The following is a 15,618-nucleotide window of genomic DNA, read 5'->3' on the forward strand; positions in this document are numbered from 1 at the left end:
GCCGCGCTCAGCGCACGCGGTGGACGGCGAACTGCTCGCGGGGGTTGGCGTAGAACTCCTGCGACTCGATGAGCCGGAGCTCGCGCTCGCCGGAGTCGAGGGTGCGGGCGAGCAGGTCGTAGACGCTCGACACCGTCTTCCGGAGCGCTCCCTCGGCATCGCCGCTGCGGACGTAGTGGGCCGTGAACAGGGCGGCGGTGACATCGCCGGAGCCGTTCGCCTTCAGCGGGAGACGCGGAGTCTGCACGATCCAGGCGCCGTCGTCGTCCACCGCGAGCATCTCGATGGTGTCCTCGGGACGGTCGGGGCGCTCGACGCTCGTCACCAGCACCGTGCGCGGGCCCCTCGCCCGCGCCGCATCCGCCGATGCCAGAGTCGATTCGAGGCTGTCGGGGGAGGTGCCGGTCAGGTATCCGAGCTCGAACTGGTTGGGCGTGATGATATCGGCGACCGGCACAACCCGGTCGCGCAGAAGGTCCGGGATGGCCGGGGCGACGAAGCAGCCGGATGTCGCGTTGCCCATGACGGGGTCGCAGGCGTAGACGGCGGAGGGGTTCGCGGCCTTCACCCGCGCGACCGCGTCCACGATCACCTCCCCGATTCCCTCGCTGCCCTGATACCCGGAGAGAACCGCGTCCACCTGGCCGAGCACGCCGCGCTCCTCGATGCCGGTGATCACGTCTCGGACGTCCGCCGGAGCGATGAGCGGGCCTCGCCACGCCCCGTACCCGGTGTGGTTCGAGAAGGTCACGGTGTACACGGGGAGGACCTCGACGCCGATGCGCTGGAGCGGGAACACGGCGGCGGAGTTGCCGACGTGGCCGTAGGCCACCGCCGACTGGATCGACAGGATCTTCATCCTCCGATCCTCTCATTTCGCGTCGCCGCCTCCGCGAGGTCGTCGAGCAGTCGCTCGCTCTCCTCCGGGCTGAGGTCGTGGACGGTCAGCCGCAGGTTGCGGGAGGGTCCGGAACGCTCTCGCAGCGCGAACTCCGCTCCGGTGCGCGCCAGCCAGCCCCGCCGCATCAGCCGCTCCGTCACCAGGGCGGCCTCCACCGGCAGCGCCACCCAGAGGTTCAGGCCGTCGCCCGCCTCGGCCGGGAGGCCGCGTTCGGTGAGCTGGGCCGCGAACGCGGCGTTCCGCTCGGCGTAGTGGCGTCCTGCGTCCGCGACCTCGCGCAGCGCTGCGTCGTCGGTGAGCTGGGCGAGCACGAGCCGCTGCAGGATGTGGCTGACCCAGGTCGTCCCGGGGCTCAGCCGGAAAGCCAGCCGCTCTGCCGTGTCCGGATCGGTCGCGGCGATGGCCAGGCACATGTCCGGTCCGAGGAACTTCGACACCGAGCGCACCAGGGCGTACCGGCGGTGGCCCGGGCCGATCAGCGTCTCGTAGGGGCGCTGGGAGAGCATCGAGAAGTGGTCGTCCTCGATGATGAGCGCGTACGGGTGGTCCGCGAGCACGGCCCGCAGCGCGGCGGCGCGGCCGGGCGAGAGCGTCGCTCCGGTCGGGTTCTGCGCGCGCGGGGTGCAGATGATCGCGCGCGCGCCGGCGTCGAGGGCGGCGCGGAGGCCGTTCACGGTCATTCCCTCGGCGTCCACCGGCACGGGGACCGCTCGATAGCCGCCCAGCCGGACGGTGTGGATGCTCGCGAGGAAGCACGGGTCTTCCAGTGCCACGGCGTCATCGCGGAGCAAGGCCTGGGCGAGCAGCCGCTCGACGGCGTCGGCCGCGCCGTTCGTGACGGTGATGCGCACCTCCGGATCGAGCAGGTCGCCGCGCACCCACTCAAGCGCCCGCTCTTCGAGAGCGGGATCGATCACCGGCTCGCCGTAGAGAACCGGGCGACCCACCGCGGCGGACAGTGCGGCGGAGAGGTCCGGGATGCGGCGCGGATCGGGGTTGCCCGTCCCGATGTCGCGAAGCACGCTGTCTGTCGCGTACCCCTCTTGCGCGACGGCCTCGATGCCCGCGATGACGGTTCCTGCGCGTCCGTGTGCGACGACGACCCCGGCCTGGGCGAGCAGGCGGTACGCAGCGATGGCCGTGTTGCGGTTGACGCCCAGGGCGGTCGCGAGTTGGCGGACCGGCGGGAGCGGGTCTCCGCGGCGCAGTGCGCCTCGTTCGTGGAGTCCGCGCACGCTCGCGGCGATCTCGGCTGCCGTCGATCCGGTGATGCTCAGCTCGCTCATCCCCCATGCTAATCATGCTATCTTTCGGCATAGGCCAAACAATTCTTTGTTCCAGACGAGAGGGCGACGATGACAGACAGAGAACAGGGCAGCGCGACGGGATCGAGCCGGGTCAAGCGCGGCCTGGCCGAGATGCTCAAGGGCGGCGTCATCATGGACGTCGTGACACCCGAGCAGGCCCGCATCGTCGAGGACGCCGGGGCCGTGGCCGTGATGGCGCTCGAGCGCGTCCCGGCGGACATCCGGGCACAGGGCGGTGTGGCCCGCATGAGCGACCCGGACCTCATCGAGGCGATCATCGCGGAAGTCTCCATCCCGGTCATGGCGAAGGCGCGCATCGGCCACTTCGTCGAAGCCCAGGTGCTCCAGGCGTTGGATGTCGACTACATCGACGAGTCCGAGGTGCTCTCGCCCGCCGACTATGTCAACCACATCGACAAGTGGCCGTTCACCGTTCCGTTCGTCTGCGGCGCCACCACCCTCGGCGAGGCGCTCCGCCGCATCAACGAGGGCGCGGCGATGATCCGCTCCAAGGGGGAGGCCGGCACCGGCGATGTCTCGGAGGCCACCAAGCACATCCGCACGATCACGGCGGAGATCAAAGCGCTCACCTCGATGACGCGCGATGAGCTGTATGTCGCGGCGAAAGATCTGCAGGCGCCGTATGAGCTGGTGCGGGAAGTCGCGGAGACCGGCAAGCTCCCGGTCGTGCTGTTCACCGCGGGCGGGGTCGCCACCCCGGCCGATGCGGCCCTGATGATGCAGCTCGGCGCGGACGGTGTCTTCGTCGGCTCCGGCATTTTCAAATCCGGCGATCCGCAGCAGCGCGCCGCCGCGATCGTCAAAGCCACCACCTTCCACGACGATCCCTCGGTCGTCGCGGAGGTGTCCCGCGGGCTCGGCGAGGCGATGGTCGGCATCTCCGTCTCTGACCTCGCCGCGCCGCACCGCCTGGCCGAGCGTGGCTGGTAGCCCGCGGATCGGCGTTCTCGCCCTCCAGGGCGATGTCCGCGAGCACATCGCCCTCCTGCGTGGGCTGGGAGCCCTTGCGGTTCCCGTCCGCCGGCCGGAGGAACTGGACGCGGTCGCCGGTCTGGTCATCCCGGGCGGCGAGTCGAGTGTGATGGACAAGCTTTCGCGCGCCTTCGGCCTCGCCCGGCCGCTGCAGGAGGCGATCGCCGCGGGCCTGCCGGTCTACGGCACCTGCGCCGGCCTCATCATGCTCGCGGACACGATCGTCGACGGCATCGCCGGCCAGCAGAGCCTCGGCGGGCTGGACATCGCGGTGCGCCGCAACGCCTTCGGCTCCCAGGCGGACTCCTTCGAGACTGACCTCGATGTCCCGGCCCTCGGCGTGGAGCCGGTGCGGGCCGTCTTCATCCGCGCGCCGATCGTGGAGAGCGTGGGGGAGCGGGCGAGTGTGCTCGCACGTCTCACGGACGGCCGAGCCGTCGCCGTCCAGCAGGGGAATCTGCTCGGCACCTCCTTCCATCCCGAGATCGCCGGCGACACCCGATTCCACGAGCACTTCCTCGCCGGGGTGCGGCAGCGCTGACCGGATCGGCGCGGACGGTGGCATTACTATGGACGGGTTCAGAACGTAACTCAAGGGAGCACCAGTGTCCGGGCATTCCAAGTGGGCAACGACCAAACACAAGAAGGCGGTCATCGACGCGCGTCGTGCGAAGTCGTTCGCCAAGCTCATCAAGAACATCGAGGTCGCCGCGAAGATCGGCGGCGCCGACCTGTCCGGTAACCCGACGCTCGTGGATGCCGTCCAGAAGGCGAAGAAGACCTCGGTCCCGAACGACAACATCGACCGCGCGATCAAACGCGGCGCGGGTCTCACTGGCGAGTCCATCGACTACACGACGATCATGTACGAGGGCTACGGCCCCGGCGGAGTCGCCCTCCTGATCGAGTGCCTCACCGAGAACAAGAACCGCGCCGCTGCCGAGGTGCGCACCGCGATGACCCGCAACGGTGGAACCATGGCCGACCCGGGCAGCGTGGCCTACAACTTCCACCGCAAGGGCGTCATCGTCGTTCCCCACGCGGACGGAGTGGACGAGGACGCAGTGCTCGGCGCGGTGCTCGAAGCGGGCGTCGAGGAGGTCACTGACCGCGGCGAGTCGTTCGAGGTGCTCACCGAGGCGACCGATCTGGTCGCAGCGCGCACAGCCCTGCAGTCGTCCGGCATCGACTACGACTCCGCCGACGCCGAGTTCGTGGCCACGGTCACGGTGCAGACGGATGCCGATGCCGCCCGCAAGGTCTTCCGCCTGATCGACGCCCTCGAGGACTCGGACGACGTGCAGAACGTCTACACCAACCTCGACCTCAGCGCCGATGTGCAGGCTGAGCTCGCCGACGACGAGTAGCGGCGGCCTCCCATGACGATCCGGGTGCTCGGCATCGACCCCGGTCTCACCCGGTGCGGTGTCGGGGTGGTGGATGTGCGTCGCGACCGCCGCGCCGCCCTGGTCGAGGTGACGGTCATCCGGACCCCGGCGGACATGCCTCTCGAACAGCGGCTGCTCGCCGTCGGGGACGGGATCGCCGCGCTCCTGGACGTGTACGGCCCGGCGGTGGTCGCCATCGAGCGTGTGTTCGCGCAGCACAACCTGCGGACGGTGATGGGTGTGGCGCAGGTGAGCGGCGTCGCGCTGCACACGGCCGCGCAGCGCGGCCTGCCCGTCGCCCTGCACACACCGAGCGAGATCAAGGCGGCGATCACGGGCTACGGCTCGGCGGACAAGAAGCAGGTGCAGGGGATGGTCGCCCGTATTCTCGGGCTTCCCGAGGCACCCAAGCCGGCGGACGCCGCCGACGCGCTCGCCATCGCGATCTGCCATGCGTGGCGGGGCGGGACGGCTCCCTCCCCGTCTTCGTCCCCGTCCGGAGCGGTCGACCCCGCCGCCTCGGCGGGAACGTCGCTCACGCCCGCGCAGGCCGCGTGGCGCGCCGCGGAGCGCTCCACCGCCCGGACGTCGGCCGCTCCCCGTAGGCTGGCCAGGTGATCTCCTCCCTCCGCGGCACCGTCCTCTCTGCCAGCGGCGGCACGGCCGTGATCGAGGTGGGGGGCGTCGGCTTCGCCGTCCAGCTCACCCCCGATCACGCCCTGTCCCTCCGCGTCGGCGACGAGGCGTTCGTCCACACCACGCTCATCGTCCGCGAGGACTCCCTGCAGCTCTTCGGCTTCTCCGACCTGGAGCAGTTGCAGGTGTTCGAACTGCTGAACGGCGTCTCCGGCGTCGGCCCGAAGTCCGCGATCGGCGTGCTCTCCGTCCTCAGCCCTGATCAGGTGGCGGATGCCGTCGCCGCCGACGACGACGCCCCGTTCCGAACGGTCTCCGGCATCGGTCCCAAAACCGCGAAGCTCATCGTCGTCTCGCTCACCGGCAAGCTCGCCGCTGGCCGCCGCCTGTCCGCTCCGTCCGCCCGGAGACCCAGCGCCCCGTCCTCCGTACACGACAGCGTCCTGGTCGCCCTCGTCGGTCTCGGCTGGCCGGAGAAAGTCGCCGGCGAGGCCGTCGCCGAGGTGGTCGCCAGCGCTGCCGAGAGCGAACGGGACAGTGTCCAGACCCTGCTGCGGCTGACCCTCGCCCGCCTCGGACCCGCGAACCAGGCGACCCGATGAGCGACGATCTGACCGCCCCTGAACTCGAGTCCGAGTCGGAGCTCGCCTTCGAGGGCGCCCTCCGCCCGCGGACGCTGGCCGAGTTCGTCGGCCAGGCCAAAGTCCGCGGCCAATTGCAGCTGCTGCTGACCGCCGCCCGCATGCAGGAACGCACCGCCGACCACATCCTGCTCGCCGGTCCGCCCGGCCTCGGCAAGACCACTCTCGCGATGATCGTGGCCCACGAGAGCGACCGGCCGCTGCGCCTCTCCAGCGGCCCTGCCATCCAGCACGCCGGGGACCTCGCCGCCCTGCTCTCCTCGCTCACCCCGGGCGAGGTGCTTTTCATCGACGAGATTCACCGGATGGCCCGCACCGCCGAAGAGATGCTCTATCTGGCGATGGAGGACTTCCGCATCGACATCATGGTCGGCAAGGGCGCGGGCGCGACGTCCATCCCCCTCGATCTGGCGCCGTTCACGCTCGTCGGCGCGACGACCCGTTCGGGGCTGCTCCCGAATCCGCTCCGGGACCGCTTCGGTTTCACCGCCCACCTCGAGTTCTACGACGAGGGCGAGCTCACGCAGGTCCTCGCGCGCGCGGCCGTCATGCTCGAGTTCGAGATCGACCGGGAGGCGCTCGCCGAGATCGCCGGCCGCTGCCGGGGCACCCCGCGCATCGCCAACCGCCTGCTTCGCCGCGTGCGCGACTACGCGCTCGTCCACGGCGGGCGGGCCGACATCGCCGCCGTCCGCGCCGCACTGGAGCTGTACGACGTGGACGAGCTCGGTCTCGACCGGCTCGACCGCGCTGTGCTGCACGCGATCCTGGAGCGTTTCGAGGGGGGACCGGTGGGCCTGAACACCCTGGCGGTCTCCGTCGGGGAGGAAGCGGAGACGATCGAATCGGTGGTCGAGCCCTTCCTGGTTCGCATCGGACTGCTCTCGCGGACGCCGCGCGGCCGCGTGGCGACCGCCGCCGCCTGGCGCCATTTCGGCCTCGCGACTCCCCGGCAAGTACACTCACAGCCTCCATCACTGATGGATGACTTATAATTCAAGCTGGCCATTCGGCCTACACCCAGACCCATCGGAAGGTTCGAGAGACTTCATGATTGACCCGTTGACCATTGTGATGGTCATCATCCTGGCCGCCCTCGTCTTCTTCATGTTCCGCAACAGCCGCAAGCGGAGCAAGGAGCAGGCGGAGACGCGATCGAAGATGGTGCCCGGAGTCGAGATCATGACCAACTTCGGGCTCTATGGGACGCTCCTGTCCGTAGATGAGGACGACAACACCGCGCTTATCGAGACCAGTCCCGGTCAGGCCGTGAAGGTCCACCGTCAGGTGCTCGCCCGTGTCATCGAGCCGAAGGATGCCGTCGTCGCCGAGGCCGCCGCCGCCCCCGAGGCCGAGCTCAACACGGACACCGCGATCCGTCACGACGCGCCCGAATTCGGCGAGCGGATCGAGGAATCGTCCCCGAAGCCCGGCGCCAAGAGCGACGACTGATAGCATCCGCCGTGTTCCGTCGCCCGGCAGGAGGGCGCGGAACGCTCGTAGAAAGCTGAGTTCCTAGGTGGCAAAGTCGATCCCGGTCAAAAAAGCCTGGCGTTCGCTGACATGGCTCGGTGTCATCGTGGTGGTCCTTCTCGGGACCCTCACGGCCGGCATCCTCTTCAGCAAAGCCACCTGGCTGCCGAAGCTCGCCCTCGACCTCGAGGGCGGCACCCAGATCATCCTGGCGCCGCAGGTGTCCAACGGCGAGGCGGTGCAGCAGCAGCAGCTCGACCAGGCGGTCTCGATCATCCGCCAGCGCATCGACGCTTCCGGTGTCTCGGAGGCGCAGATCTCCACCGAGGGCTTCCGGAACATCGTCGTCTCGCTCCCGGGCAAACCCGATGAGGCGACGCTGAACCGGGTGAAGTCCAGTGCCCGCCTCGACTTCCGCCCGGTGCTCGTCGCTGGAGGCCCGACCAACGAGGTCGTTGGCGCCGACGGCAAATCCACCCCTGCGCCGACGCCCGCCCCGGACCTGTCGTCGACGCCGACGGCCACGCCGAAGAACGGCAGCGACCTCGCCTGGGTCACGCCGAAGCTGCAGGCCGAATTCAACGCGTTCGAGTGCAAGTCCGCCGACCAGCAGGATCTGAGCTCCGCGCCGACCGACCAGCCGCTCATCACCTGCGACGATGGCGACACAGTTAAATATCTGCTCGGCCCGGTCGAGGTCAAAGGGCAGAACATCAAGGACGCGAACGCCGGCCTGGTGCAGAGTTCGCAGGGTGTGACCACCGGCCAGTGGGCTGTGAACATCGTCTTCGACGGCGACGGCACCAAACAGTTCGCGGATGTCACCACGCGCCTCGTCGGGCTCACCGGCTCGCAGAACCAGTTCGCGATCGTCCTGGACGGCAAGGTCATCTCCGCGCCGACCACCCAGTCGGCCATCACGGACGGCAAGCCGCAGATCACCGGCAACTTCACGGAGTCGAGCGCCAAGGCTCTGGCCGACCAGCTCAAATTCGGCGCTCTGCCGTTCAGCTTCAAGGTGCAGAGCCAGGACACGATCTCCGCCACACTCGGCTCGGCGCAGCTTCTCGCGGGTCTGATCGCGGGTCTGATCGGCCTCCTCCTGGTCGCGATCTACACGTTCTTCCAGTACCGCCTCCTGGGCTTTGTGACGATCTTCTCTCTGGTCGTCGCGGGTGTGCTCACCTGGCTCACCATTTCGCTGCTGTCCTGGCACTACGACTACCGTCTCTCGCTCGCCGGCGTCGCGGGGCTGATCGTGGCCATCGGCTTCACAGCGGACTCCTTCATCGTCTACTTCGAGCGAATACGCGACGAGCTGCGCGACGGCCGTTCCCTCGAGTCCGCCGTCGAGGCGGGCTGGGGCCGCGCCCGCCGCACCATCTACGCGTCCAAGGCGACCAACCTCCTGGCCGCGGTCGTGCTGTACATCCTCGCGGCGGCGAACGTGCGCGGCTTCGCGTTCACCCTCGGGATCACGACGATCATCGACGTGATCGTGGTGCTGCTCTTCACCCACCCGGCGCTGCAACTCCTCGCGAAGACGGCGTTCTTCTCCGAGGGCCACAGGCTCTCCGGCCTCGATCCGCAGGCGCTCGGCGTCGTGTACCGCGGGGCGGCGCAGTTCCGCGCACCGGCCCTGTCGGCCAACAGGGGTAAGGCCGCTCGCAGTTCCAATGAGGCGGCTCGCCGCCAGACGATCGCCGAACGGAAGGCCGCCGAACTCGCCGTGTCTTCGTCGTCCTCGGATCGATCGGCCGAGGGGAAGGACTCCTGATGGCAAGCCGTCTCACTCAGTTCGGCAACGACCTCTACACCGGAGCGCGCTCGTTCGCCTTCGTCAGCAACCGCAAGATCTGGTACACGATCGCGGCCATCATGGTCGTGCTCTCCATCCTCGTCCCGGTGCTCAAGGGCGGCTTCAACTTCTCGATCGAGTTCCGCGGCGGATCGCAGTTCCAGATCACCAGCGTCCAGAACACCGACACCCGCAAGGCGCAGTCGGCTCTCGCCGGCGTCGTGCTCAACGCCGTCTCCCATGTGAGCATCGTCGGCCGGGACGCCGTGCAGGTCCAGACGGATCAGCTTTCGGAGACGCAGACCAAGGCGGTCGCCGACGCGCTCGCCAAGGCGTACAGCGTGGACGACAGCGATGTCTCTTCGACGTTCATCGGCCCGTCGTGGGGCGCGGACGTGACGCAGCAGTCCATTCAGGGCCTGGTCGTCTTCCTGCTTCTCGCGTTCATCGCGATGGCGCTCTACTTCCGCACCTGGAAGATGTCGGCTTCGGCGATCGTCTCGCTGTTCCACGATCTGATCATCACCGCGGGTATCTACGCGCTCGTCGGTTTCGAGGTCTCGCCGGCCACCATGATCGGCTTCCTGACCATCCTCGGCTACTCGCTGTACGACACCGTGGTGGTGTTCGACAAGATCCGCGAGAACACGAAGGAGGAGATGGACCTCACCCGGCGCACCTTCGCGGAGTCTGTCAACCTCGCGGTCAATCAGACTCTCGTCCGCTCGATCAACACCGCTGTCGTCGCCGTGCTCCCGGTGGCCTCGATCCTCTTCATCGGAGCGTACGCCCTCGGCGCCGCGACCCTCCGCGATATCTCGCTGGCACTGCTGATCGGCATCGTGGTGGGCACCTACTCCACCATCTTCCTGGGGGCGCCGATGTACTCGCAGTTCCGCGAGCACGAGCCCGCTATCAGGAAGCACGACCAGAAGGTGCTCTCCGTGCGGCCCAAGGCCGCCAAGAGCGCCGTCCAGCCGGTCGCGGCGGAATAGGGCTCGGGTATGGCCGGTTACGACCTCTCCGAGACGGAGGTGAGTGCCACCCGTGCCAGAGAGCTGATCGAGGCGGGCGCGGCCTGGTTGCTCGACGTCCGCGAGCAGCACGAGTGGGAGGCGGGGCACGCCCCGGGCGCTCACCACATCGCCCTCTCCGAACTCGACGTCCGCCGGCACGAGCTGCCCGAGGGCGAACAGATCCTGGTCATCTGTCGCTCCGGAGGCCGCTCCCGGATGGTGACCGACGCCCTGCTCCGGGCTAGCTGTCCCGCCGTCAATGTCAGTGGCGGTATGGACGCTTGGGCATCGTCCGGCGGCGCTGTCACCCGCCCGGATGGTTCGCCCGGGACCGTGGTCTGACGATCGGGACCGTTCGCCGGAGCGCGCCTGGCCCCCACCCCGTACACGAGGGACCCTCCGCAGCGGTGATAATGGAGGACAGGAGGCGCGCACATGGTTGACACATCGACACCGCAGTCTGCGTCCTTGCGTCGCCTCGTGCCCCGCATCTTCTCGCGCGCCCAGCCCGCCGGCGCGGTCGACACCCTGATCCGCACGGTGCGCATGCACGATCCCAAGGCCGATCTCTCGCTGATCGAGCGCGCGTACGCTGTCGCCGAGAGCGCGCACTCCGGCCAGAAGCGTCGTTCCGGCGAGCCGTACATCACGCACCCGGTCGCCGTCGCGCAGATCATCGCCGACCTTGGAATCGGGGCGAAGACGATCGCCGCGGCTCTGCTGCACGACACGCTGGAGGACACCGACTACACCCTCGACGAAGTCCGTGACCAGTTCGGCGATGAGATCGCGATGCTGGTGGACGGGGTCACCAAGCTCGACAAGGTCAAGTACGGTGACAGCGCCCAAGCGGAGACCGTCCGCAAGATGATCGTCGCGATGTCGAAGGACATTCGCGTTCTGATCGTCAAACTCGCGGACCGGCTGCACAACGCCCGCACTTGGGGCTTCGTGCCGGCCGCGAACGCCGCGCGCAAGGCGACGGAGACGTTGGAGATCTACGCTCCGCTCGCACACCGCCTCGGTATCCAGGCGATCAAGTGGGAACTCGAAGACCTGTCGTTCGCCGTCCTGTACCCGAAGCTCTACGTCGAGATCGAGAGTCTCGTCAAGCAGCGCACACCGGAACGGGAGCGGCTCGTCCAGCAGATGATCGACGCGATCAACGACGATCTGAAGTCGGCACGGATACGCGGCAAGGTCGTCGGCAGGCCGAAACAGTACTACTCGATCTATCAGAAGATGGTCGTGCGCGGCCGGGAGTTCGACGATATCTACGATCTCGTCGGCATCCGCGTCCTCGTGACGACCGTGCGCGATTGCTATGCGGTCCTCGGCCAGATCCACGCCCGCTGGACGCCGATGCCGGGCCGTTTCAAGGACTACATCGCGACGCCGAAGTTCAACCTGTACCAGTCGCTCCACACGACGGTCATCGGACCGCAGGGCCGGCCTGTCGAGATCCAGATCCGCACCGAGGAGATGCACCAGCGAGCCGAGTTCGGCGTCGCGGCCCACTGGAAGTACAAGGAGCAGACCACGGGCAAGAGTTCCGGCGGTCCGGGCAGGGACGGCACGGATCTCGCGTGGCTCGCGCACATCTCCGACTGGCAGGCCGAGACCGCCGACCCGGGCGAGTTCCTCGATTCGCTGCGCTTCGAGATCGGGGCGAAGGAGGTCTATGTCTTCACGCCGAAGGGGCGCGTGATCGGCCTCCCCACCGGCGCGACGCCCGTGGACTTCGCTTACGCCGTCCACACTGAAGTCGGGCACCGGACGATGGGCGCGAAGGTCAACGGCCGCCTCGTCCCCTTGGAGAGCAGCCTCACGACCGGCGACGTGGTGGAGATCTTCACCTCCAAAAACCCGGACTCCGGCCCGAGCCAGGACTGGCTCACTTTCGTCAAAAGCCCACGGGCGCGCAACAAGATCCGCCAGTGGTTCACGAAAGAACGCCGAGACGAGGCGATCGAGCAGGGCAAGGACGCGATCGCGCGCGCGATGCGCAAGCAGAACCTTCCGTTGCAGAAGCTCATGACGCAGGACGCGCTGGTGGAGGTCGCCTCGTCGCTGAAGCACGCGGATGTCTCGTCGCTGTACGCGGCGGTCGGCGAGGGCCACATCTCGACGCAGTCCGTCATCGAGAAGATCGTCGCTTCCCTGCAGAGCGAGGTCGAGTCCGACGGCGAGCTCGAGATTCCGGTCAAAGGCCGTGCCAAACAGCTGCGGAACAGCGATTCCGGCGTGCTGGTGCGGGGTGCTCCCGACATCCTGGTCAAACTCGCGAAGTGCTGCACGCCGGTGCCGGGCGACCCGATCGTCGGCTTCATCACCCGCGGCCAGGGCGTTTCTGTGCATCAGGCGAACTGCCACAACGTGCAGTCTCTCTTGCAGGAGCCCGAGCGGATGATCGAGGTCGAGTGGGCGCCGAGTTCGAAGAGCGTCTTCCTGGTGCAGATCCAAGTGGAGGCTCTGGACCGTTCCGGGCTGCTCTTCGATGTGACGCGAGTGCTCTCGGAGCATCATGTGAACATCCTTTCCGCGACGGTCACGACATCGAGCGACCGGCTGGCGCTCAGCCGGTTCGTGTTCGAAATGGGGGACACCACCCACCTCGACCGCGTGCTCAATGCCGTCCGCCGCATCGACACCGTCTACGACGTGTATCGCGTCAGCGCGGGCTGAGCGCTGGCCAGGGCGCAGGGATCGGCAGGCGAGCGTGCCGGACGGCCGCGATTCTGTCCGTCGCACGGGAGACTCCGCTTCGGCGGGAGCGTTCGAGACAAAGGCGCAGCTGTTCCGTGCTGGCGCCTGCGAGAATCAGCAGGTGCCGTGTCTCCAGCGCGTCGGCAGCCCGGAACACGGGAAGCGTCAGCAGGAGATCGGCGGCCGTGCGCAGTGGCGTCGTGACCCGCACGCCTTCGAAGGCGACCGTGTCATCCTCGTCGAGAGCGCGCTGCTGCGCGTCGAAGGCCGGGGAGAGGCGGCTGCGGCGCGCCGGATCGACGCACACCTGCGGCCGTGCCGGCGGGGAGCTCCGTGAGCCGTGTATCCACGCGCCGTTCCCCGGTCGGCGACGGCGATGCCGGGACGGTGCCCCGAGAAGACGCGGGCGCGGAGGACGGCGGTGTCCGGGATGTCGGGCGGCGCGAACGCATCGCCGACGCGGTAGAGCTGCCCGTCGAGCACGAGGGAGAGAAGCTCGCTGAGCGGAAGGATGCTGCGGTCGAGGAGCGAGGGACATGCTTTCGTCATGCCCCCAGCATTCCGGGGCACGGGGCGAGGCCGGCCCGGTTCGGAGAATCGGCGGGAAACTCGTCGCCGTCGGCTGCTGTCTGTGGAGGAGCGCTGCCTCCTCGCTCAGCGGCGTGCGCTCAGCCCAGCGCGTTCAACCAGATGCGGCGGGCGTCGAGCGCCTCCTGGGAGGCCTTCACCTTGTCGGCGTCGCCGCCGGCCTTCGCCTCGTCGAGCTCGTGCTCCAGCTTGGCGATCGCCGTGTTGAGCTGGCTGGCGAGTCCCTCCGAGCGTGCCTTCTTCTCCGGGTCGTTGCGCTGCCAGTGCTCCTCGTCCAGGCGGCGGACAGAGGCCTCGACCTTGCGCAGACGGTCCTCGACGGTCCGGACGTGGTCGCGCGGAACGCGGCCGATCGCATCCCAGCGCTCCTGGATGGCGAGCAGCGTGGCGCGCGCTGTCTCGCGGTCTTTCTCGTTCAGAAGCGGCTCTGCCTCTTCGAGGAGGGCGAGTTTGAGCTGGAGGTTGGCCTCGTACTCCTCGTTGTCGCGTGCGTCGACCTCGGCCTTGGCCGAGTAGATCGCGTCGCCGGCTGCTTTGAAGCGCGCCCAGAGGGCATCGTCGTTCTTCTTGCCGGCTCGCCCGGCGAGCTTCCACTGGTCGAGCAGCCGACGGTACTCCGGGACGCCGTCGGCGCCGAGCGGGATGAGGCGTTCTGCGCTCTCGATGAGCGCGTTCTTGCGGGTGCGCACATCGCGGTGCTGGTTGTCGAGTTCCGCGAAGAAAGCCTTGCGGTTGTGCTCGATGCTCGAGCGGGCGCTGCGGAATCGCTTCCAGAGCTCGTTCGCCTCACCCTTGGGGAGTCGCGGGCCCTCATGCTGGTGCGTCTGCCAGCGCGCGAAGAGCGCGTCCAGGGTAGCGGTGGTCTGTTTCCACTGCGTGTGGGCCGGGTCTTGCGCGGCCAGCGCCTCCGCCTCCTCGACGATGGCGGTGCGGTCGGTGACCGCTTGGTCGAGCGCGGCCTTCGCCTCGGCGCTCTGCTGTTCGGTCAGCTCCTCCACCACGCCGCTCAGAGCGTTCAGACGGGTGGAGAGACCGGCGAGGTCGCCGACGGCGTTCGCGCCGTCGACGGCGGCGCGCAGCGTGGAGACCGACTTGGCGATGCCGGTGGCGGGGGCGCCGCGCCGCGCGCGCTGCTCCAGCAGGCCGACCTGCCCGGCGAGATCGAGGTACTTGTGTTCGAAGTACGCGATCGCTTCCTCCGGCGTGCCGTCCGGGTACTGGCCGACGGCGCGTTCGCCGTCGCCCTCTCGGACATACACGGTGCCGGTCTCGTCGACGCGACCCCAGGGGTGCTGTTCAGAAGTAGCCAAGAGCCTCACCTTGCTTGCAGTGCCACGATGGAATCAGCCTATTGCACTCGCTGGCGTCACTGCAGCGAGAAGCTGTCGATCGTGGTCGTCACAGCAGGCTTGCCATCGGTGCCGCCGCCCTGGACACCCTTGTCGGTCACTGCGCTGATCAGCTTGTCGAGGCCGCTGGTGACGCTGCCGATGACGGTGTAGCCGCCGGCGCTGTCGTGCGGGATCGTCGTCGTCTTGTAGACGATGAAGAACTGGCTGCCCTGGCTCTCGGCTTTGTTTCCCTGCCGCGCCATCGCGATGGTTCCGGCCGGGTAGACATCGTTGGCGGGCGCGTTCTCGATCGGGCCGTACTCGTAGCCGGGACCACCGTTGCCGGTGCCATCGGGGTCGCCACACTGCAAGACGTAGAACCCGCCGTCGGTCAGCCGGTGGCAGCTGAGACCGTCGTAGAACTTCCGTTGTGTCAGGGAGATGGTGGAGGAGACGGCCTGCGGTGCGGAGGCGCCGTTGAGCGAGACGCCGAGCGGGATGCCGTTGATGGTCATCGTGCCCGCCCAGGTCCGTCCCCCGGCCAGGGTCGAGGACGGAAGCGTGAGAGCCGCCTTGGACGCGGTAGGCGATCGCGATGCGGAGGGGCTCGTGGCCCCCGATGGAGTGAAATACAGCACCTGCGTCCCGACCGCGAGCGCCACGATCGCGATGCCGGCGATCCCGGCGATCCAGTTGTCCCGTCGCCGCCGCTTGGATTTCTCCTCGTATACGGTCTGACGAGCCTGGTATGCGCGGAGCCGTTCGCGGGCCTGACGGGCGTCGCGGTCGTTCTGCTTGGGGGCCACAGTGATTCCTCCGAGTGCGCTGACGGGCGGATGG

Annotated in this window: 16 protein-coding genes; 12 read left to right on the forward strand and 4 right to left on the reverse strand. The window is 68.4% G+C overall.

The genetic code is table 11. The features are described 5' to 3' along the window. Positions 1 to 7: 7 nt before the first annotated feature. Both pdxY and O159_RS05170 read right to left on the reverse strand, forming a co-directional pair. Entirely contained in the window at positions 8 to 859 is an 852-nt protein-coding gene (pdxY, locus tag O159_RS05165) for a pyridoxal kinase PdxY (protein ID WP_021754687.1), read from the reverse strand. After that, positions 856 to 2,187: an aminotransferase class I/II-fold pyridoxal phosphate-dependent enzyme gene (locus O159_RS05170; protein ID WP_021754688.1), complete on the reverse strand. Its 1,332-nt coding sequence runs from the start codon at positions 2,185 to 2,187 to the stop codon at positions 856 to 858. The genes pdxY and O159_RS05170 overlap by 4 nt, the downstream gene beginning before the upstream one ends. A gap of 69 nt (positions 2,188 to 2,256) precedes the next feature. Here O159_RS05170 and pdxS point away from each other — a divergent pair, with 69 nt between their 5' ends. The 12 genes from pdxS (at position 2,257) to O159_RS14980 (ending at position 13,196) form a co-directional block, all read left to right on the forward strand. Then, positions 2,257 to 3,159: a pyridoxal 5'-phosphate synthase lyase subunit PdxS gene (pdxS, locus tag O159_RS05175; protein WP_021754689.1), complete on the forward strand. Its 903-nt coding sequence runs from the start codon at positions 2,257 to 2,259 to the stop codon at positions 3,157 to 3,159. Continuing rightward, positions 3,149 to 3,742, forward strand: a complete 594-nt coding sequence (gene pdxT / locus O159_RS05180) for a pyridoxal 5'-phosphate synthase glutaminase subunit PdxT (protein ID WP_021754690.1) — start codon at positions 3,149 to 3,151, stop codon at positions 3,740 to 3,742. Before pdxS ends, pdxT begins: the two co-directional genes overlap by 11 nt. 64 nt (positions 3,743 to 3,806) lie before the next feature. Then, positions 3,807 to 4,568 (forward strand): YebC/PmpR family DNA-binding transcriptional regulator, encoded by a 762-nt coding sequence (locus O159_RS05185; protein WP_021754691.1) that lies wholly within the window; start codon positions 3,807 to 3,809, stop codon positions 4,566 to 4,568. Positions 4,569 to 4,586: 18 nt separating this feature from the next. Further along, positions 4,587 to 5,207, forward strand: a complete 621-nt coding sequence (gene ruvC / locus O159_RS05190; protein WP_201766248.1) for a crossover junction endodeoxyribonuclease RuvC — start codon at positions 4,587 to 4,589, stop codon at positions 5,205 to 5,207. Continuing rightward, positions 5,204 to 5,827, forward strand: coding sequence for a Holliday junction branch migration protein RuvA (gene ruvA / locus O159_RS05195; RefSeq protein WP_021754693.1), 624 nt, complete (start codon positions 5,204 to 5,206; stop codon positions 5,825 to 5,827). Before ruvC ends, ruvA begins: the two co-directional genes overlap by 4 nt. Then, positions 5,824 to 6,861 (forward strand): Holliday junction branch migration DNA helicase RuvB, encoded by a 1,038-nt coding sequence (ruvB, locus tag O159_RS05200; RefSeq protein ID WP_021754694.1) that lies wholly within the window; start codon positions 5,824 to 5,826, stop codon positions 6,859 to 6,861. The genes ruvA and ruvB overlap by 4 nt, the downstream gene beginning before the upstream one ends. Positions 6,862 to 6,916: 55 nt before the next feature. Next, positions 6,917 to 7,318 carry a preprotein translocase subunit YajC gene (locus O159_RS05205; protein WP_043993536.1) on the forward strand — a complete coding sequence of 134 codons (402 nt, stop codon included), beginning with the start codon at positions 6,917 to 6,919 and terminating at the stop codon, positions 7,316 to 7,318. A 67-nt stretch (positions 7,319 to 7,385) separates the two neighbouring features. Then, positions 7,386 to 9,116, forward strand: a complete 1,731-nt coding sequence (gene secD, locus O159_RS05210) for a protein translocase subunit SecD (protein WP_021754696.1) — start codon at positions 7,386 to 7,388, stop codon at positions 9,114 to 9,116. After that, entirely contained in the window at positions 9,116 to 10,132 is a 1,017-nt protein-coding gene (gene secF, locus O159_RS05215) for a protein translocase subunit SecF (RefSeq protein ID WP_021754697.1), read from the forward strand. The genes secD and secF overlap by 1 nt, the downstream gene beginning before the upstream one ends. 9 nt (positions 10,133 to 10,141) lie before the next feature. Next, entirely contained in the window at positions 10,142 to 10,495 is a 354-nt protein-coding gene (locus O159_RS05220; RefSeq protein WP_021754698.1) for a rhodanese-like domain-containing protein, read from the forward strand. Between the two features lie 93 nt (positions 10,496 to 10,588). Then, positions 10,589 to 12,838 (forward strand): RelA/SpoT family protein, encoded by a 2,250-nt coding sequence (locus O159_RS05225; RefSeq protein WP_021754699.1) that lies wholly within the window; start codon positions 10,589 to 10,591, stop codon positions 12,836 to 12,838. A gap of 142 nt (positions 12,839 to 12,980) precedes the next feature. Further along, complete coding sequence (locus O159_RS14980; RefSeq protein WP_169725663.1) at positions 12,981 to 13,196, forward strand: hypothetical protein; 216 nt, start codon at positions 12,981 to 12,983, stop codon at positions 13,194 to 13,196. Positions 13,197 to 13,527: 331 nt separating this feature from the next. Here O159_RS14980 and O159_RS05235 read toward each other — a convergent pair whose 3' ends face one another. Next, on the reverse strand, positions 13,528 to 14,757 hold the full coding sequence (locus O159_RS05235; protein ID WP_043993538.1) for a DUF349 domain-containing protein: 1,230 nt from the start codon (positions 14,755 to 14,757) through the stop codon (positions 13,528 to 13,530). Between the two features lie 56 nt (positions 14,758 to 14,813). Next, positions 14,814 to 15,584, reverse strand: a complete 771-nt coding sequence (locus O159_RS05240) for a peptidylprolyl isomerase (protein ID WP_021754705.1) — start codon at positions 15,582 to 15,584, stop codon at positions 14,814 to 14,816. Positions 15,585 to 15,618 lie beyond the last annotated feature (34 nt).

This window comes from Leifsonia xyli subsp. cynodontis DSM 46306 (assembly GCF_000470775.1).
Lineage (GTDB): Bacteria > Actinomycetota > Actinomycetes > Actinomycetales > Microbacteriaceae > Leifsonia > Leifsonia cynodontis.

What these genes read in the sequence shown, in the direction of transcription:
- pdxY (WP_021754687.1), bottom strand. Translation starts at nt 859, where the DNA reads ATGAAGATCCTGTCGATCCAGTCGGCGGTGGCCTACGGCCACGTCGGC.
- O159_RS05170 (WP_021754688.1), bottom strand. Translation starts at nt 2,187, where the DNA reads ATGAGCGAGCTGAGCATCACCGGATCGACGGCAGCCGAGATCGCCGCG.
- pdxS (WP_021754689.1), top strand. Translation starts at nt 2,257, where the DNA reads ATGACAGACAGAGAACAGGGCAGCGCGACGGGATCGAGCCGGGTCAAG.
- ruvB (WP_021754694.1), top strand. Translation starts at nt 5,824, where the DNA reads ATGAGCGACGATCTGACCGCCCCTGAACTCGAGTCCGAGTCGGAGCTC.
- O159_RS05205 (WP_043993536.1), top strand. Translation starts at nt 6,917, where the DNA reads ATGATTGACCCGTTGACCATTGTGATGGTCATCATCCTGGCCGCCCTC.
- secF (WP_021754697.1), top strand. Translation starts at nt 9,116, where the DNA reads ATGGCAAGCCGTCTCACTCAGTTCGGCAACGACCTCTACACCGGAGCG.
- O159_RS05220 (WP_021754698.1), top strand. Translation starts at nt 10,142, where the DNA reads ATGGCCGGTTACGACCTCTCCGAGACGGAGGTGAGTGCCACCCGTGCC.
- O159_RS05225 (WP_021754699.1), top strand. Translation starts at nt 10,589, where the DNA reads ATGGTTGACACATCGACACCGCAGTCTGCGTCCTTGCGTCGCCTCGTG.